The sequence below is a fragment of the Robbsia betulipollinis genome, from assembly GCF_026624755.1.
GTDB classification, from domain to species: Bacteria; Pseudomonadota; Gammaproteobacteria; order Burkholderiales; family Burkholderiaceae; genus Robbsia; species Robbsia betulipollinis.
Genome location: NZ_JAPMXC010000002.1, coordinates 204,829 through 222,221, shown reverse-complemented (window position 1 = coordinate 222,221; position 17,393 = coordinate 204,829). Strand labels below are relative to the sequence as shown.

Sequence of the window (17,393 nt, the reverse complement as noted above, 5' to 3'; positions counted from 1 at the left end):
TGCCGGCAGGGGTCCCGCCGGCATTTCCGACGGAGGCCGAAGACGAGGCGGATGGGGCGGCCGACGCTGAAGCCGATGAGATCGATGAGATCGATGAAGCCGATGACGAGGCCAAGGGGGTCCACGACAGCCTCGCTGCGGAGAACGGTGAACAGGGCGCCGCCGCGCGGGAGCGTACGGCGTCCGGGCGCCCGGTTTCCGCCGAGGCGTCATCCGACCCGGGCGAGTTCCGGACGCTGCTGCATGCCGAGCTGACCGCCGACACGATCCAGCACTATCTGAATCGCATCAGCGTCAAGCCCCTGCTCAGCGTCGAAGAGGAGCAGCACTATGCGCGGCAGGCGCGTGCCGGGGAATTCGCGGCGCGGCAGATGATGATCGAGCGCAACCTGCGTCTCGTCGTCAGCATCGCCAAGGCATACTCGAACCGGGGCGTGCCGTTGCTCGACGTGATCGCCGAGGGCAATCTCGGATTGATGCACGCGATCGAGAAATTCGAGCCGGAACGGGGTTTCCGGTTTTCGACCTATGCGACCTGGTGGATCCGCCAGAGCATCGAGCGCGCGATCATGAACCAGGCGCGCACCGTGCGGCTGCCGGTGCACGTGATCCGAGAATTGAATCAGGTCTTGCGCGCGAAGCGCCATCTGGAGAAGAGCGCGCTGGCCGAAAACGCGGGCGAACGCCGCGACGCGAGTGCCGACGATATCGCCCATCTGACCGGCAAGACGGCGGAAGAAGTGACCGATATCCTGGCGCTCAACGAACACACCACCTCGCTCGATGCGCCGCTCGACCTGGATCCCGGCAGCAGCCTGCTCGACCTGCTGTCCGACGACCAGACGCACGCGCCCGATGCCGAAGTCCAGCATCGCGAAATCGAGGTGCTGACGCGGGTCTGGCTGTCGCGGCTGTCGGACAAGCACCGCTACGTCGTCGAGCGGCGCTTCGGTTTGAACAATCTGGAACCGGCGACGCTCGAACAGCTCGCCGAAGACATGCGCCTGACCCGCGAGCGGGTGCGGCAGATCCAGCAGGAAGCCCTGCTGCGGCTCAAACGGTATTTCGCGTCGAATGGCGTGGGCAAGGATTCGGTATTGTGAGCGAGGCGATGAATTCAGTGCTGGTGTTCGACATCGAAACGGTCCCCGACGTGGCCGGGTTGCGCCGGCTTGGCGATATCGATGCCGCGTTGAGCGACGAAGCGGTCGCCGAGCTGGCGTTCGCCGCACGGCGCGAGAAAACGGGATCCGATTTCCTGCAACATCATCTGCAGCGCATCGTGGCGATTTCCTGCGTGTATCGGGATCGCGAAGGGTTTCGGGTGCGCTCGCTCGGCCAGCCCGATGATCGCGAAGGTGCGCTGATCCAGTCGTTCTTCAAGGTCATCGAGCGCTACGCGCCCCAACTGGTGTCCTGGAACGGCGGCGGCTTCGATCTGCCGGTCCTGCATTACCGTGCCCTGATCCATGGCGTCAGCGCGCCGCGCTATTGGGACATGGGACAGGTCGATCGCGAATTCAAATTCAACAACTACATCAGCCGCTATCACACGCGTCATACGGATCTGATGGACCTGCTGGCACTGTATCAGCCGCGCGCCAGCGCGCCGCTCGACGCGCTGGCCAAACTCTGCGGTTTCCCCGGCAAGATGGGGATGGATGGCGCGCAGGTCTGGCCGGCCTATCGCGACGGCAGGATCGACGAAATCCGCAATTACTGCGAGACCGACGTCGTCAATACGTACCTGATGTACTGCCGTTTCCAATTGATGCGCGGCGACCTCTCGGCACCGGAATACGAGGAAGAGATCGGCATCGTCAAGGCCGCGCTTGCCGAGAAACCCGAGCCGCACTGGCAGGATTACCTCGGCGGCTTCGACAACGTCGCCTGATCGCTCGCGATTGCACTACAATCTCGGCTTTCGCCAGCTGTCAGGACATTTTCGTGGCCCCATCCTCACCAAGCACCCGTCTTCCCACCGTGATCGATATCGATTCGCTCGACATGGACGCCCGCGGCGTGGGCCGCCTGCGCGAGGAGGACGGCAGCGCCGGCAAGGTCATCTTCGTCGAGGGGGCGCTGCCGGGGGAACGGGTCGAATATTCGAGCTACCGTAAAAAACCGTCGTACGAGCAGGCCACTCTCGGCGCGATCCTGCGCAGGAGCGTGCTGCGCACCACGCCGCGCTGCCCGTACTTCGGTGTGTGCGGGGGATGCTCGATGCAGCATCTGGACGTGCGGGCGCAGATCGCAGTCAAGCAACGCGTGCTCGAGGACGATCTGGCGCATATCGGCAAACTGCGTCCCGAGACCGTGTTCCGCCCGATCCACGGTCCTGCATGGGGGTATCGATACCGTGCGCGCCTGAGTGTGCGTCTGGTGAAGAAAAAGGGCGGTGTGCTGGTCGGTTTTCACGAGCGCAAGAGCGCCTTCGTCGCCGACATGCGCAGTTGCGAGGTCCTGCCGCCCGCGATCTCGGCGATGCTGGTGCCGCTGCGACATCTGGTCGAGAGCCTGTCGATCCGCGAGCGTCTGCCGCAGATCGAACTGGCGATCGGCAGCACCGTGACCGCGATGGTCCTGCGCGTGATGGACCCGATCACCGAGGCGGATGGCGTGCTCCTGCGCGCGTTCGCCGACGAACATCGCGTCCAGTTCTGGCTGCAGGCGAAGGGTCCGGACACGGTCGTGCAGTTCTATCCGGACGCGTCGGATCCTGCCGCGCAGCTCGACTATCGGCTGCCCGAATTCGACATTCGGATGCCGTTCCGGCCGACGGATTTCACCCAGGTGAATCACGCGATCAATCAGGTGCTGGTGTCGCGGGCGCTCGGGTTGCTCGCGCCCACCCGGGAGGATCGCGTCGTCGATCTGTTCTGCGGCCTGGGCAATTTCACGCTGCCGCTGGCGCGCCGCTGCCGCGAGGTGTTCGGCATCGAGGGCAGCGAGACGCTGGTCAGCCGCGCGCTGGACAACGCCCGCGCGAATGGCGTGGACGCCCATACCGGTTTCGCCTGCCGCAACCTGTTCGAGATGACCGCCGCAGACTGGCGCGCCCTCGGGCCGTTCGACAAGGCCCTGATCGACCCGCCGCGGGAAGGGGCGCATGCGCTCGCCCAGGTGCTGGCGGAGCTCGCCGCCGCCGGGGACACCGTCTTTCTGCCGCGCCGCATCGTCTACGTGTCGTGCAACCCGGCGACGCTGGCGCGCGACGCCGGCATCCTCGTGAACGGAGCCGGCTACCGGCTGTGCGGCGCGGGAGTGGTGAACATGTTCCCGCAGACCTCCCACGTCGAATCGATCGCGCTGTTCGAGCGCGACGCGTCCCCCCAGGGCGTCATCCAGACCGCCTGAACGCTGTTCGACCGCATGAAAAAAGCCTGCCTCCCGAAGGAGCGCAGGCTTTTTTCATGCGCCTCCCCACGGCGGGGAGGCGGGCGCCGGATCAGTTCCGGTTGCCACCGAAAATGCCGAGCAGGCTCAACAGGCTCGTGAAGACGTTGTAGACGTCCAGATAGATCGCGAGCGTGGCGGTCACGTAGTTCGTTTCGCCGCCGTTGACCACACGCTGCACGTCGACCAGCATGAAGGCGGAAAAGATCACGATCGCGAGTACCGACACGGTCAGCATCATCGCCGGCATCTGCAGGAAGATGTTGGCCACCGAGGCGAGGATCAGCACCAGCACGCCCATGAACAACCACCGGCCGAGCCCGCTGAAGTCGCGCTTCGAAACCGTGGCGATCGTCGCCATCGACGCGAAGATCACGCCGGTGCCGCCGAAGGCCATCATGATGAGCGACGCCCCGTTCGAGAAGCCCAGGATCATGCCGATCAGGCGCGACAGCATCAGCCCCATGAAGAACGTGAAGGCGAGCAGCAGGAGCACGCCGATGCCGCTGTCCTTGAAGCGCTCGATCGCGAACATCAGACCGAAGGCGACCGCGAAGAACAGCAGCAGGCTCATGCCCGGGCTCGTCGCCGCGAACATCGAGAAGCCGCTTACCACCCCCAGCCAGGCACCGAACACGGTCGGCACCATCGACAGGGCCAGCAGCCAGTAGGTATTGCGCAGCACGCGGTTGCGCACAGCCACGGTTGTCGCCTGACCACTGCGGCCAAAACCGACGCTACGGAAATCGCTCATTGTCATTTCTCCTTGCACACGTTACCGGGCCCGCGCGGCCATCGTACGGATGACGACGCGCGCCCCACACTCAGATCATAACCGGCCGGAAGGCCGGGTCGCGGGGAAATTCTTTGATGCTTACAATGCTGTAAGGTTTCCACCAAATGATACCTCTGAACGTGCTATAATGCCAGACTCATTTTAGCGACCTAACCCCTTCATTTCTTGGAGTTTTCATGGCAATCGAGCGTACTCTGTCCATTATCAAGCCGGACGCGGTGGCGAAAAACGTGATCGGGCAGATCTACAGCCGTTTCGAAGGCGCGGGCCTGAAGATCGCCGCTGCACGGATCGCGCAACTGTCGCGCGCCGACGCGGAGAAATTCTACGCGGTGCACAGCGCCCGCCCGTTCTTCAAGGATCTGGTTGATTTCATGATCTCCGGCCCGGTCGCGATCCAGGTTCTGGAAGGCGAGAACGCCATTGCGAAGCATCGCGACCTGATGGGCGCGACGGATCCGAAGAAGGCTGAAAAAGGCACGATCCGCGCCGATTTCGCCGACAGCATCGACGCCAACGCGGTGCACGGTTCCGATGCCGCCGAAACGGCACAGACCGAGATCGCCTTCTTCTTCCCGGAAATCAACATCTACTCGCGTTGATCGCACGTCGGTCGCCGGCGCGGCATTTTGACGCGCCAGCGACCGCGACAGCCAGCCGAGCACACCGCGCGCCGGTGGCGACCACGGGGTCCCATCGGTCGCGTCCCCGGCAACGGGGTGGTATTGACACATATTGATCACACGGTGATCACGCCGCCTGTGCGTTCTTTCTCCGGCACGACTCCCCGCGCGGCGCGATCCGCGGGGGGAGACGGCGAAAGGCGATCCAGGCGGCGCCTCAGGAAGACGGACGGAATGGCAGGTTGGAAAGTCGTCGGTCGATCCTGGTGGTAGTGGCGCCGTACGCGCGCGCCGGCAGGATCCATTGCATAGACCTCTTTTACCTCACAGGTGAGTGGATGACCCAAGACACCTTCGTCAACCTGCTCGATTTCGATGTCGCCGGACTGGTCGCGTACTGCGACTCGCTCGGCGAAAAATCCTTTCGCGCGAAACAACTGCAACGCTGGATTCACCAATCCGGCGAAGCCGATTTCGAAAAAATGACCGATCTCGCGAAGTCGTTGCGCGGCAAGCTTGCCACGCGCGCGCGGGTCGGCGTGCCGCCGGTCGCGAGCGATCACGTCTCGGCGGACGGCACGCGCAAGTGGCTGATCGACGTCGGAGCCGGCAACGCGGTCGAAACGGTGTTCATTCCCGAAGCGCGCCGCGGCACGTTGTGCATCTCGTCGCAGGCGGGCTGCGCGGTAAATTGCCGGTTCTGCTCGACGGGCAAACAGGGGTTCAACCGCAATCTGTCGACCGGCGAGATCATCGGCCAGCTCTGGATGGCCGAATTCGCGATCCGCCGCGCCCGTTCGGCGGCGCTCGCCACGGGCGCGAAGGCCGGCGAGCCTGCCACCGGGGACGGCGTCGCGCCAGCGGAGCAGCGGGCGGTGACCAACGTCGTGATGATGGGCATGGGCGAGCCCTTGCTGAATTTCGACAACGTCGTCGCGGCGATGCGCCTGATGCTCGACGACAATGCCTATGGCTTGTCGCGGCGCCGGGTCACCCTGTCGACCTCCGGCGTCGTGCCGATGATGGACCGTCTGGCGGCCGAGTTGCCGGTCGCGCTCGCGGTATCGCTGCACGCGCCGAACGACCGCCTGCGCGACGAGTTGGTGCCGTTGAACAAAAAGTATCCGCTGCGTGAACTGATGGCCGCATGCGAGCGCTACCTGCTGGTCGCGCCACGGGAATTCATCACGTTCGAATACTGCATGCTCGATGGCGTCAACGATACGGAGGCGCATGCGCGTGAACTGCTCGCCGTCACGCGTGACGTGCCCTGCAAGTTCAATCTGATCCCGTTCAATCCTTTCCCCGATTCCGGCCTGAAACGCTCCCGTAACGAACGGATCAGGCGTTTTTCCGAGATATTGCTCGAGGCGGGTGTCGTGACGACGGTGCGCAAGACGCGCGGCGACGACATCGACGCCGCTTGCGGGCAGCTCGCGGGCGCGGTGCAGGATCGTACGCGTCTGGCCGAACGCAGCCGGATCGTGCCGATTATGGAAGTGCATCCGGTATGATGCGCTTCGCGGGGCTGGCGACGGCGTTCGCGTTGGCGGCCTGCGCGCTGCCGCCGGCGGAGGAGAATGGGGACGCGGAGCAGCGGCGGGAGCGGGCGCAGCGGCACGGTCGTCTGGCGCTGGCCTATCTGTCGCATCGGCGTCCCGGCATCGCCCGCGAGGAAGCCGCCGCCGCGCTGGCGCTGGCGCCCGGAGATCCGGAGGCCCTGCATGCGGCGGCATTGGTCGAGCTGGCTGCGGGGCGTCTGCCGGCGGCATTGCCGTATCTGGCCGCGGCGGCGCGGGAAGCGATGGCCATGCCCGGATGGCGTGACGATCCGCGGGCCGGAGCGATCCTGTCCAATTATTCGGTCGCGCTGTGCGATGCCGGCCGGATCGGCGAGGCGCGGCGCTGGCGGGAACGCGCGGCCGCGGTTGACCGGGCGGCCGCCGGGACGGGGCGGAACCGGGCGCCGGGATGGTGCGGGGCGGACAGGGCAACGCACGAGGAAGCGGATGGGGGAAGTTGACGCAGGCCATGCGACGAATGCTGCCGCACGCGTGGGAAAGGCTTCAGGATGCCGCCACTGTCCTGAAGGCATGGGGCAGGGCGCGTGACAAAGTTGAACCAGGACCTTGGTATGAACAAGAGCAAAGATGAGGGCATGTCGCCGGCTCCAGGCGCAAGCGGGCGCGATGCCGTTCAGGGGGGCGCCTCGGCTCACCCGGCCGTCGCCGTCGGGGCGCGACTCGCGGCGGTGCGGACCGAGAAGGGGCGTTCGATCGACGAGATGGCCTCGCGCCTGAAAGTGCCGCCCGCCAAGGTCGCGGCCCTGGAGGCGGGAGACCTGTCGCAATTGCATGACGCCGCTTTCGCGGTGGGTCTGGTGCGCAGCTACGCCAAGGTCCTCGGCATCGAGCCCGATCCGCTGACCGACGCGTTGCGCGGCGTGCGCCGGCAGGCACCCGACCTTGCCTTGCCGGGCTCGTCGACGAAGCCCACGAATATGCGCCGCGCCAACGTGCCGCTCAGTTGGAGCACCCGCCGCTCGGATCGTCGGTCCTGGCTCTGGGGCGGCATCGCGGCGGCGATCGTGCTGATCCTGCTGGTGGTCTGGCGCGTGGGGAACGAACCCAATGGCTGGCTGCAGCGCTTCAAGGGCGGGGCGCCGGGCGCCGACGGTATCGCCGCCGGTGGCGAGACGGCTTCCGGTTCGGTGGTCTCGGCCCTGCCGCCGGTGACGGGGTCCGGGAGCGGTGTGAACGGTGCGAGCGACACGGTCACGGCGGCGCTGGCCGGTCCGACGACGGCAGTGCCGGAGGCGGGCTCCACGGCGGCTGCGACGCTCGCCGCGGTGTCGTCCTCGAACGGCAGCGCTCCGGGATTCGCGCCGGACGGGGTCGCCAGCGGCACCGCAGGCGCGGCGGCCGGTTCGGCGCCGGTCGCGCAGGGCATGTCGCGGATGACGATCCGCGTCAACCAGAACACGTGGATGAGCATCAAGGGTGCCGACGGGCGCAGCGCCTTCTCCGGCGTCGTGCGCGCCGGCCAGTCGGAGACGGTCGACGTGCCGCGTCCCATGCGTCTGGTGGTGGGAAACATGACCGGGGTCGACGCGATCGAACAGGATGGGCAGGCGGTGGACCTGAAGCGTTTCGCTGGTGGCGGCAAGAACGTCGCCCGGTTCTCCCTGCCTTGAACGGCGCCGCGCTGCGCGGGACGCGTGGCGCCTCGTGTGGCGGCCGCGCCCTGCATCCGCACGCGCGAGTGCGCGACGCGCGATAATGCGAGCCGTGCCCCGCAGCGGCGCACGGTGGTTTTCCATACAACGTCATGCCAATAGGCCCTACGCAAATGCAGCTCGAACATGATCTCGTCTTTGGCGGTCCTGCGCCGCGGCGCCAGTCCATACCGGTGGACGTGCGCTGGGGCGAGAACGTCGTCACGGTGGGTGGCGGCGCGCCGGTGCGCGTGCAGTCGATGACGAACACGGACACGGTCGATGCGATCGGCACGGCCATCCAGGTCAAGGAACTTGCCCAGGCCGGTTCCGAAATGGTGCGCATCACGGTCAACACGCCCGAAGCGGCGGCCGAGGTGCCGGCGATCCGCGAGCAACTCGACCGCATGGGCGTCGACGTCCCGCTGGTCGGCGATTTCCACTACAACGGCCATATCCTGCTGAACCAGTTTCCCGACTGCGCGGCGGCCTTGTCGAAATACCGGATCAACCCCGGCAACGTCGGCTACGGCGCGAAGCGCGACACCCAGTATTCGCAGATGATCGAGGCCGCCTGTCGTTACGACAAGCCGGTGCGGATCGGCGTCAACTGGGGCAGTCTCGATCAGGACCTGCTCGCGCGCATGATGGACGAGAACGCGCAGCGTCCGACGCCATGGGACGCGAAGCGCGTGATGTACGAGGCGCTGATCAGCTCCGCGGTGGGGTCCGCGGAGCGCGCGGTGGCGCTGGGTCTGCCGGCGAACCGCATCATCCTGTCGTGCAAGGTCAGCGACGTGCAGGACCTGGTGGCCGTCTACACCGAACTCGGCCGGCGGTGCGATTACGCGCTGCACCTGGGTCTGACGGAGGCCGGCATGGGTTCGAAGGGTATCGTCGCCTCGACCGCGGCGCTTGCAGTGCTGCTGCAGCGCGGCATCGGCGACACGATTCGCGTGTCGCTGACGCCGGAGCCGGGCGGCGCGCGTACGGGCGAGGTGGTGGTCGCCCAGGAGATCCTGCAAACGATGGGGCTGCGCTCCTTCACCCCGATGGTCATCGCCTGCCCGGGTTGCGGACGGACCACCAGCACCGTGTTCCAGGAACTGGCGTCGAAGATCCAGGATTACCTGCGCGCGCAGATGCCGTTGTGGCGCGATACCTATCCGGGCGTCGAGGACATGGACGTGGCCGTCATGGGCTGCATCGTCAACGGGCCGGGCGAGTCGAAGCACGCGAACATCGGCATCAGCCTGCCGGGTTCCGGTGAATCGCCCGCCGCGCCGGTGTTCATCGACGGCGAAAAGGTCAAGACCTTGCGGGGCGATCGCATCGCCGAGGAATTCCAGCAGATCGTCAGTGATTACGTTGCCCGCCGCTATGGCCGCGCGGCCTAGAACCGAGAAGTCATGTCCGAACAGAAGAAGAAAATCGAGCGCCTGACGGGCGTCAAGGGAATGAACGACATCCTGCCGGCGGATGCGCCGCTGTGGGAGTTTTTCGAGGCGACGGTCCGCTCGCTGCTGAAGTCCTACGGGTATCAGAACATCCGCACGCCGATCGTCGAACATACCCAGCTCTTCACGCGCGGAATCGGCGAAGTGACCGACATCGTCGAGAAGGAAATGTACAGCTTCACCGACGCGTTGAACGGGGAAAAGCTGACGCTGCGCCCGGAAAACACCGCGGCCGTGGTACGCGCATCGATCGAGCACAATCTGCTCTATGACGGTCCGAAGCGTCTCTGGTACGTCGGCCCGATGTTCCGTCACGAACGCCCGCAGCGCGGCCGTTACCGGCAGTTCCACCAGGTGGGCGTCGAAGCCCTGGGTTTCGCCGGACCGGACGCCGATGCCGAAATCATCATGATGTGCCAACGGCTCTGGGACGACCTCGGCCTGACCGGCATCCGGCTGGAGATCAATTCGCTCGGGCAGGCCGACGAGCGCGCCGCGCACCGGCGGGAACTGATCGCCTATCTGGAGCAACACGCCGACCGGCTCGACGAGGACGGCAAACGCCGCCTGCATACCAATCCGCTGCGTGTGCTGGACACGAAGAATCCGGCGATGCAGGAACTCGTCGACAACGCGCCGCGGCTGCTGGACTTCCTGGGCGAGGCGTCGCTGGCGCATTTCGAGGGATTACAGCGGCTGTTGCGCGAGAACAATATTCCGCACAAGATCAACCCGCGGCTGGTACGCGGCCTGGACTATTACAATCTGACCGTCTTCGAGTGGGTGACGGATCAACTCGGATCGCAGGGCACGGTCGCCGGCGGGGGGCGCTATGACCCGCTCGTCGAGCAGCTGGGTGGCAAGCCGGCGCCGTCGTGCGGCTGGGCGATGGGCGTGGAGCGCATCCTGGAGTTGTTGAAGGACGCACAGCGCGTCCCCGAGCCGGACGGCTGCGACATCTACGTCGTGCATCAGGGCGAGCCGGCGCGCATCCGCGCCTTCATCGCCGCGGAACGTCTGCGGGATGCGGGCCTCGATGTGATCCTGCATTGCAGCGCCGATGGCGGCCCGGCGAGCTTCAAATCACAAATGAAGCGCGCGGATGCGAGCGGCGCCGCCTATGCGGTTATCATTGGCGACGACGAAGTGGCCGCGGACAACGCCACCGTCAAGCCGCTGCGCGGCGCGCAGGCGGGCGATGCCGATGCCGCCGGTGCCAGCCAGCAGCAGAGCGTCGCATTCGATGCGCTCGCCGAGCATCTGATCGAACGCATGACGGCCTGAGCGCGCGGGGCGCGTTTCCGGCGCGGCGGTACTGCCGGCGGAACGCGGGCCCCCTGCGCCGGGCGAGGCAAACGAAATACGGGACAAGATGAGTTATCACGAAGAACAAGAGACACTCGACAGCCTGAAGGCCTGGTGGTCGAACTGGGGCAACGCGCTCACCTGGGTGCTGCTGGCAATCCTGCTCGTGCTGGCGGGCTGGAGCGGCTGGAATTACTGGCAACGGCGTCAGACGACCGAGGCCGCGCTGCTGTACGAGCAGTTCCAGCAGGCGGCGACAGCGAGTGATCTCGCGCACGTCAAGCGCGTCGCGGCCGATATGGAGCAGTCTTTTGCGCGCACGCCGTACGCGCAGATGAGCGCCCTGGGCGCGGCCACCGCGCTGTATCGCAGCGGCGACGCGGCGGGCGCGAAAGCGCAACTGCAATGGACGATCGATCACGCTTCCGACGATGCATACCGCGAAATCGCCCGGATCCGTCTGGCCGGCGTGCTGCTTGACGAGAAAGCCTACGATGCCGGTCTCAAGCTGGTGGATGCGACGCGCCAGGACCCGTTCGCCGCGCTGCGCGCGGACCGGCGCGGCGATTTGCTGGCCGCGGCCGGCAAGCCGGACGATGCGCGCCGCGCTTACCAGGATGCGTTGAAGCAACTGGCGGCAGCGGATACGCCCGCGCACGATCTGATTCAGTTCAAGCTCGACGCGCTGGGCGGCTAGCCCGCCCGAACGGCCTGTTCCCGGCGGTTCCGGCTTGCGCGCCGGTGTCGTCGCGGGACCGGCGGCGTGCCTTGCCGGCACCCTCACTCACCGCTTTCCCGTTTCTTCTCGCGGAGTACATCGAATAATGCTGCACCTCAAGACCCCCTCACTCCGTCGTGTCGGTCGCACGATGGTCTTGGCCTCTTTGGTCGCGGTCCTGGGCGCCTGTTCGGCGACGAAGGATATCCGCCGCGTACCGACGCCGCTGACCGATATCAAGCCGGTGCTCGAGGTGAAGCAGGCCTGGAAGGCCAGCGTCGGCAAGGGCGGCCGCTACCTGTTCCAGCCCGCGGTCGCCGACGGCGCGGTGTTCGCGGCGGGCGCCAACGGCTCGGTGGGCAAGTTCGACGCACAGACCGGCAAGACCCTCTGGAAGATCAAGATCGGCTCGGATCTGTCGGCAGGCGTGGGCACCGACGGCAAGCTGTCGGCGGTCGGTTCGGTCGATGGCACGCTGTTCGTGCTCGACGCCGACGGCAAGGTGTCATGGAAAGCCAACGTCAGCGGCGAGATCCTGTCCGCGCCGCTGGTGGGCAACGGTTTCGTCATCGTGCGCACCGTCGATGGCCGGGTGACGGCGTTCGACGCGCAGACCGGGGAACAGAAATGGGTCTTCCGCAACCGGGCGGTGCCGCTGAACCTGCGCACCACGCTCGGTCTGACCTTCGCCGGCACCAATGCCGTGCTGGCCGGCTTTCCCGGTGGCGCGCTGGCCGCGATCAGCCTCGCGAACGGCGACGCATTCTGGCAGTCGCCGGTGTCCTTCCCGCAGGGCGTGACGGAAGTCGAGCGTATCAACGATGTATCGGGAACGCCGCAGCTCGTCGGCCGTCTCGCCTGTGCCGGCACCTTCCAGGGAAAGATCGGATGTTTCGACGTCGAATCCGGACAACCGGTGTGGGCGCATGCGTTCTCCACGTATAGCGGCGTCGCGGAAGACGATCAGACCGTGGTCGCCGCCGACGACTGGTCGGTCGTCAAGGCGTTCGATGCGAACAGCGGCAAACAGCTGTGGGAGAACACGCAGCTCAAGAGCCGCGATCTGAATCGTCCGGTGCTGCTCGGCCGCACGGTGGTCGTTGGCGATTACCAGGGTTTCGTGCATTTCCTGTCGCGCGACACCGGCGAGTTCGTCGCCCGCATGAAGACCGACAAGAGCCCCATCACCGCGCCGGCGGTGGTGGCCGGCCCCTCTCTCGTCGTCCAGACCAAGGACGGCGACCTGTACGCTTTCCAGCCCCAGTAAGGCTGGTGTTGACGCCAACGGCCGGCGCTCCCTGCCGGCCGTCGTCGTTTTGAGAACAGTATTATGAAACCCGTGATAACGCTCGTCGGGCGTCCCAATGTCGGTAAATCGACCCTATTCAATCGTCTGACGCGTTCGCGCGACGCGCTCGTGGCGGACCTGCCCGGCCTGACCCGGGACCGTCACTACGGCGAGGGACGGGCGGGTTCGCGTCCGTATCTGGTCGTCGACACGGGCGGTTTCGAGCCGGTGGCGAAAGAAGGCATCCTCTACGAAATGGCGCGCCAGACGCGCCAGGCGGTCGAGGAGTCCGACGTCATCATCTTCCTGGTCGACGGCCGGCTCGGCCTGGCCCCGCAGGATGCGGCGATCGCGTCCTACCTGCGCAAGACCGGGCGCCCCGTGTTCCTGGTCGTGAACAAGGCCGAAGGCATGCGCTATGGCGCGGTGGCCGCCGAGTTCTACGAACTGGGGCTGGGTGACCCGCGGGCGATTTCGTCCGCGCACGGCGACGGCGTGACCGAGTTGATCGAGGAGGCGCTGGAAAAAGCCTACGCGGGCCGCCCCGAGGAGGACGAGGATGCAGCCGCGCGCGGCACGAAGATCGCGATCGTCGGGCGGCCCAACGTCGGCAAGTCGACGCTGGTCAATACGCTGCTGGGCGAAGAGCGGGTGATCGCGTTCGACATGCCGGGTACCACGCGCGATTCGATCTACATCGACTTCGAACGCAAGGGCCGGCCCTACACGCTCATCGACACCGCCGGCATTCGCAAGCGCGGCAAGGTCTTCGAGGCCATCGAGAAGTTTTCGGTGATCAAGACGCTGCAGGCGGTGTCCGATGCGAACGTCGTGATCCTGCTGCTCGATGCCCGCCAGGACATCAGCGAGCAGGATGCGCACATCGCGGGTTTCATCGTCGAGCAGGGCCGTGCGCTGGTGGTGGGCGTGAACAAGTGGGACGGGCTCGACGAGCATGTGCGCGAGCGCGCGAAGGCCGATCTGGCGCGCAAGCTGCGCTTTCTGGGCTTCGCGAAGAACTTCTTCGTCTCGGCGACCGAAAAGACCGGCATCGGCCCGCTGATGCGCGCGGTCGACGAAGCGTATGCGGCAGCGATGGCGAAGCTGCCCACGCCCAAGCTTACCCGCGCGCTGATCGAGGCCGTCGAACACCAGCAGCCGCGCCGCAAGGGGCCCGTGCGGCCGAAGCTGCGCTATGCGCACCAGGGCGGTCAGAATCCGCCGATCATCATCGTTCACGGCAATGCGCTGGACGCAATCACCGATTCGTACAAACGCTATCTCGAGGGCCGATTCCGTGAAACTTTCGGCCTCGTCGGCACTCCATTGAGAATCGAGTTCCGTTCGGGCGACAACCCCTACGATCCGAAGAACTGAGACAAATCGAAGCACCGGCACCTGCCTGTTCGGAGAATAAAATCAGATATAGTGTCTAAGACTGGTCACACAAATCCTCTGGCCGTTACCACCTTCTAAACCCCGAAAACAACAGGGAGTCTGCTATGAGTCAAAACAACAAAGGGCAACTGCTTCAGGACCCATTCCTCAATGCGCTGCGCAAGGAACATGTACCGGTCTCCATCTATCTGGTCAATGGCATCAAACTGCAGGGACAGATCGAATCGTTCGATCAGTATGTGATTCTGCTGCGCAACACCGTGACCCAGATGGTCTACAAGCATGCCATTTCGACCGTTGTGCCGGCGCGCGCCGTGACGCTGCCGCCGCCCGAACCGCGTAACGACTAATTCCACCGTTGGGCGGCCGTTTGCACCGTTTGCGGCGCCGCTCACTTCAGAAGTGATAATTTGACACGCGCAGCACTTGTGAATGTGGATTTCGGCAAGGCCGATTTCCAGGCCAGCCTCGAAGAACTGGGCCTGCTCGCCACCAGCGCGGGCGCCGAGCCCGTCGTGACCCTGTCCGGCCGACGCGCCAGTCCCGACGCCAAGCTTTTCATCGGCAGCGGCAAGGCCGAAGAACTGCGCGCCGAGATCATGGCCCAGGGCGTGGATCTGGTCATCTTCAATCATCCGCTTTCCCCGGCGCAACAGCGCAATCTCGAACAGGTGCTGGAGACGCGCGTGATCGACCGGGTCAGCCTGATCCTGGACATCTTCGCCCAACGCGCGAAAAGCGCCGAAGGCAAGCTGCAGGTCGAACTCGCGCAACTTCAATATCTGTCGACGCGGCTGGTGCGGGCCTGGACTCACCTCGAGCGCCAGAAGGGCGGCATCGGCCTGCGCGGTCCCGGCGAAACCCAGCTCGAAACCGACCGCCGTTTGTTGGGAGAACGGGTCAAGTACTTGCGTGGGCGCCAGCACAAGCTGGCGAAGCAGCAGGGCACGCAGCGACGCGCCCGCGAGCGCAGCCAGACGTTTTCGGTATCCTTGGTGGGCTACACGAACGCCGGGAAATCCACGCTCTTCAATGCGATGACGAAGGCGCAGAGTTATGCGGCCGACCAGCTGTTCGCCACCCTCGACACCACCTCGCGGCGTGTGTACCTCGGCGACGCCGGCACCATCGTGCTGTCGGATACCGTGGGTTTCATCCGCGACTTGCCGCACGCCCTGATCGCGGCGTTTCGCGCGACCCTGCAGGAGACCGCGCATGCCGACCTCCTGCTGCATGTCGTCGACGCGTCCAATCCCGCCCGGCTGGAGCAGTCCGCCCAGGTCAACAAGGTCTTGCGCGAAATCGGCGCCGACAAGGTGCCCCAGCTGCTGGTCTGGAACAAGATCGACGCGGCGCCTGAACTGAATGACGTTAAGGTAGTCGAAAGGAATGAGTATGGTAATATTTCCCGCGTTTTCGTCAGTGCGCGGGAGGGCCGCGGTCTCGACGGGCTGCGCGGCGCCATTGCCGAGGCCGTCATCGCCCGGGACATGGGCGAGGAACCGGGCAAGTCGGACGGGGACGCGACGCCCGATCCGCGCGACCTCCCGGAAGTTCCATCGGTCGGCGACGATCCGCAACGCTAGATTCGCGCTCCCGCATTGACCTTTTCACGTTTGACGTCACCCGATGCGCATGGACAGGTGCCGCGCCCCCCGGCCGCGCACGGGTCGCGAATGGCGCCATGGATTTCGCGTTCGGCGCGCGGTTCGTCTCTGGACGGCGGCACGATGTCGATCCCTTTCGTTACAGCAATAACCGGCTGCTTCATGGTGAAAAATCATAAATTCGGTACCGTATGGCAGCGCGCCCTGGCGGTCTTTTCGCTGAACGATCCGGGATGGGGTCGCGGCGCGGGCAAGGATGGCGAATCCGGCACCCCGGGCAAAGAGCACGACAAGGGCGAACGCGCCGGCGAGCGTCCCGCCCGAAACGAGCAGAACCGTCCGCCCAATGGCGGCCGCGAGGGCGGCGGGCCGCCGGACCTCGACGAGCTGTGGCGCGATTTCAACCAGCGCTTGAACCGGCTGTTCAACCGCAAGGGCGGCGGCAGCGGGGGCAAGCCTTCGCTCGACGGCGGTGGCCCGTCCCGGCGCGCCGGGACGATCGGCGCGCTGGTGCTGCTCTGCCTCGCCGTGCTGGTCTGGCTGTGCAGCGGCATCTATATCGTGCAGGAAGGGCAGGCTGGCGTCGTACTGCGCTTTGGCCGCTACGTCTACACGACGCCGGCCGGCATTCAGTGGCGCGCTCCCTATCCGTTCGAGGCGAACGAGATCGTCAACATGTCGCAGGTGCGCTCGATCGAGATCGGCCGTAACGGCACGATCCGCGAGACGAATCTGAAGGATTCGTCGATGCTGACGTCCGATGGCAACATCATCGACGTGCGGTTCGCCGTGCAGTACCGCATCAAGGATGCGTCGGACTTCCTGTTCAACAACGCCGACGCCGAGGCGAACGTCGCGCAGGCGGCGGAGACCGCGGTGCGGGAGATCGTCGGCAAGAGCAAGATGGATTACGTGCTGTATGAAGGGCGCGAGCAGGTCGCGATCGAATTGGCGGCCTCGATCCAGCGCATTCTCGATGCGTACGCGACCGGCATCCTGGTGACCAGCGTGACGATGCAGAACGTGCAGCCGCCCGAGCAGGTACAGGCCGCCTTCGACGATGCGGTGAAAGCGGGCCAGGATCGCGAGCGGCAGAAGAACGAAGCGCAGGCCTATGCGAACGATGTCGTGCCGCGCGCGCGCGGTACCGCGGCGCGGATGCTGGAGGAAGCGCAGGGCTACAAGGCACGCATCGTCGCGCAGGCCGAGGGCGACGCCGCGCGCTTCGACGCGGTGCAGGCGGAATACGCAAAGGCGCCCGCCGTCACCCGCGAGCGTATGTACCTGGATACGATGCAGCAGATCTATTCGAAGTCGTCGAAGGTACTGGTCGACAGCAAGGCCAACAACAGCATGCTGTATCTGCCGCTCGACAAGCTGCTCGCGCAAACCGCACAGCCGGGACCGGCGCCGCGCGACCGTGCGCCGGCCGCCGCCGCGCCCGCCGACGGCGCGTCCGATGCAGCCGTGAGCGACAACGATCTGGCCGCCGCGCGCGCGAGCGCCGGCGTCGACCCCCTGCGTTCGCGCAGCCTGTTCCGCAGCCGCGGACGCAGCGAAGAACTGCAAGACATACGATAAGGTGACGATC

At 65.7% G+C, this 17,393-nt stretch carries 17 protein-coding genes; 15 read left to right on the top strand and 2 right to left on the bottom strand.

All coding sequences use genetic code 11. The annotated features are described in order from the left end of the window. The first annotated feature begins 80 nt into the window (after positions 1–80). The 3 genes from rpoS to rlmD are packed head-to-tail and all read left to right on the top strand — an operon-like array spanning position 81 to position 3,357. The gene (rpoS, locus tag OVY01_RS12765; RefSeq protein ID WP_432422243.1) at positions 81–1,103 is read left to right on the top strand and encodes an RNA polymerase sigma factor RpoS; all 1,023 of its coding nucleotides are present in this window, start codon (positions 81–83) and stop codon (positions 1,101–1,103) included. Between the two features lie 8 nt (positions 1,104–1,111). Continuing rightward, complete coding sequence (locus OVY01_RS12760) at positions 1,112–1,894, top strand: 3'-5' exonuclease (protein WP_267848079.1); 783 nt, start codon at positions 1,112–1,114, stop codon at positions 1,892–1,894. 47 nt (positions 1,895–1,941) lie between these two features. After that, positions 1,942–3,357: a 23S rRNA (uracil(1939)-C(5))-methyltransferase RlmD gene (gene rlmD, locus OVY01_RS12755; protein WP_267848078.1), complete on the top strand. Its 1,416-nt coding sequence runs from the start codon at positions 1,942–1,944 to the stop codon at positions 3,355–3,357. A gap of 91 nt (positions 3,358–3,448) precedes the next feature. Here the strand turns inward: rlmD and OVY01_RS12750 are convergent, their stop codons facing one another. After that, positions 3,449–4,150 (bottom strand): Bax inhibitor-1/YccA family protein, encoded by a 702-nt coding sequence (locus OVY01_RS12750; RefSeq protein WP_267847970.1) that lies wholly within the window; start codon positions 4,148–4,150, stop codon positions 3,449–3,451. A 218-nt stretch (positions 4,151–4,368) separates the two neighbouring features. On the opposite strand from OVY01_RS12750, the gene ndk reads away from it, so the two are divergent. The 11 genes from ndk (at position 4,369) to hflX (ending at position 15,781) form a co-directional block, all read left to right on the top strand. Then, positions 4,369–4,794: a nucleoside-diphosphate kinase gene (gene ndk, locus OVY01_RS12745; protein WP_267847969.1), complete on the top strand. Its 426-nt coding sequence runs from the start codon at positions 4,369–4,371 to the stop codon at positions 4,792–4,794. A gap of 359 nt (positions 4,795–5,153) precedes the next feature. Next, positions 5,154–6,329 carry a dual-specificity RNA methyltransferase RlmN gene (gene rlmN, locus OVY01_RS12740; protein WP_267847968.1) on the top strand — a complete coding sequence of 392 codons (1,176 nt, stop codon included), beginning with the start codon at positions 5,154–5,156 and terminating at the stop codon, positions 6,327–6,329. After that, a complete protein-coding gene (locus OVY01_RS12735) occupies positions 6,326–6,838 on the top strand; it encodes a hypothetical protein (RefSeq protein WP_267847967.1) in 513 nt (170 codons plus the stop codon). Before rlmN ends, OVY01_RS12735 begins: the two co-directional genes overlap by 4 nt. Positions 6,839–6,949: 111 nt before the next feature. After that, the gene (locus OVY01_RS12730; RefSeq protein ID WP_267847966.1) at positions 6,950–8,008 is read left to right on the top strand and encodes a helix-turn-helix domain-containing protein; all 1,059 of its coding nucleotides are present in this window, start codon (positions 6,950–6,952) and stop codon (positions 8,006–8,008) included. 155 nt (positions 8,009–8,163) lie between these two features. Next, the gene (gene ispG, locus OVY01_RS12725; protein WP_267847965.1) at positions 8,164–9,426 is read left to right on the top strand and encodes a flavodoxin-dependent (E)-4-hydroxy-3-methylbut-2-enyl-diphosphate synthase; all 1,263 of its coding nucleotides are present in this window, start codon (positions 8,164–8,166) and stop codon (positions 9,424–9,426) included. Between the two features lie 12 nt (positions 9,427–9,438). Then, entirely contained in the window at positions 9,439–10,770 is a 1,332-nt protein-coding gene (gene hisS / locus OVY01_RS12720) for a histidine--tRNA ligase (RefSeq protein WP_267847964.1), read from the top strand. 88 nt (positions 10,771–10,858) lie between these two features. After that, complete coding sequence (locus OVY01_RS12715) at positions 10,859–11,488, top strand: tetratricopeptide repeat protein (protein WP_267847963.1); 630 nt, start codon at positions 10,859–10,861, stop codon at positions 11,486–11,488. Positions 11,489–11,660: 172 nt separating this feature from the next. Further along, positions 11,661–12,776 carry an outer membrane protein assembly factor BamB gene (gene bamB, locus OVY01_RS12710; RefSeq protein ID WP_432422239.1) on the top strand — a complete coding sequence of 372 codons (1,116 nt, stop codon included), beginning with the start codon at positions 11,661–11,663 and terminating at the stop codon, positions 12,774–12,776. A gap of 63 nt (positions 12,777–12,839) precedes the next feature. Then, positions 12,840–14,174, top strand: a complete 1,335-nt coding sequence (gene der, locus OVY01_RS12705) for a ribosome biogenesis GTPase Der (protein ID WP_267847961.1) — start codon at positions 12,840–12,842, stop codon at positions 14,172–14,174. A 125-nt stretch (positions 14,175–14,299) separates the two neighbouring features. Continuing rightward, positions 14,300–14,545 (top strand): RNA chaperone Hfq, encoded by a 246-nt coding sequence (gene hfq / locus OVY01_RS12700; RefSeq protein WP_267847960.1) that lies wholly within the window; start codon positions 14,300–14,302, stop codon positions 14,543–14,545. A gap of 60 nt (positions 14,546–14,605) precedes the next feature. Beyond that, a complete protein-coding gene (gene hflX, locus OVY01_RS12695; protein ID WP_267847959.1) occupies positions 14,606–15,781 on the top strand; it encodes a GTPase HflX in 1,176 nt (391 codons plus the stop codon). On the opposite strand, the gene OVY01_RS12690 is transcribed toward hflX, so the two are convergent. Beyond that, entirely contained in the window at positions 15,778–15,966 is a 189-nt protein-coding gene (locus tag OVY01_RS12690) for a hypothetical protein (protein ID WP_267847958.1), read from the bottom strand. The genes hflX and OVY01_RS12690 overlap by 4 nt on opposite strands. On the opposite strand from OVY01_RS12690, the gene hflK reads away from it, so the two are divergent. After that, entirely contained in the window at positions 15,965–17,383 is a 1,419-nt protein-coding gene (hflK, locus tag OVY01_RS12685) for an FtsH protease activity modulator HflK (RefSeq protein WP_267847957.1), read from the top strand. The two genes, OVY01_RS12690 and hflK, sit on opposite strands and share 2 nt — an antisense overlap. Positions 17,384–17,393: the final 10 nt, after the last annotated feature.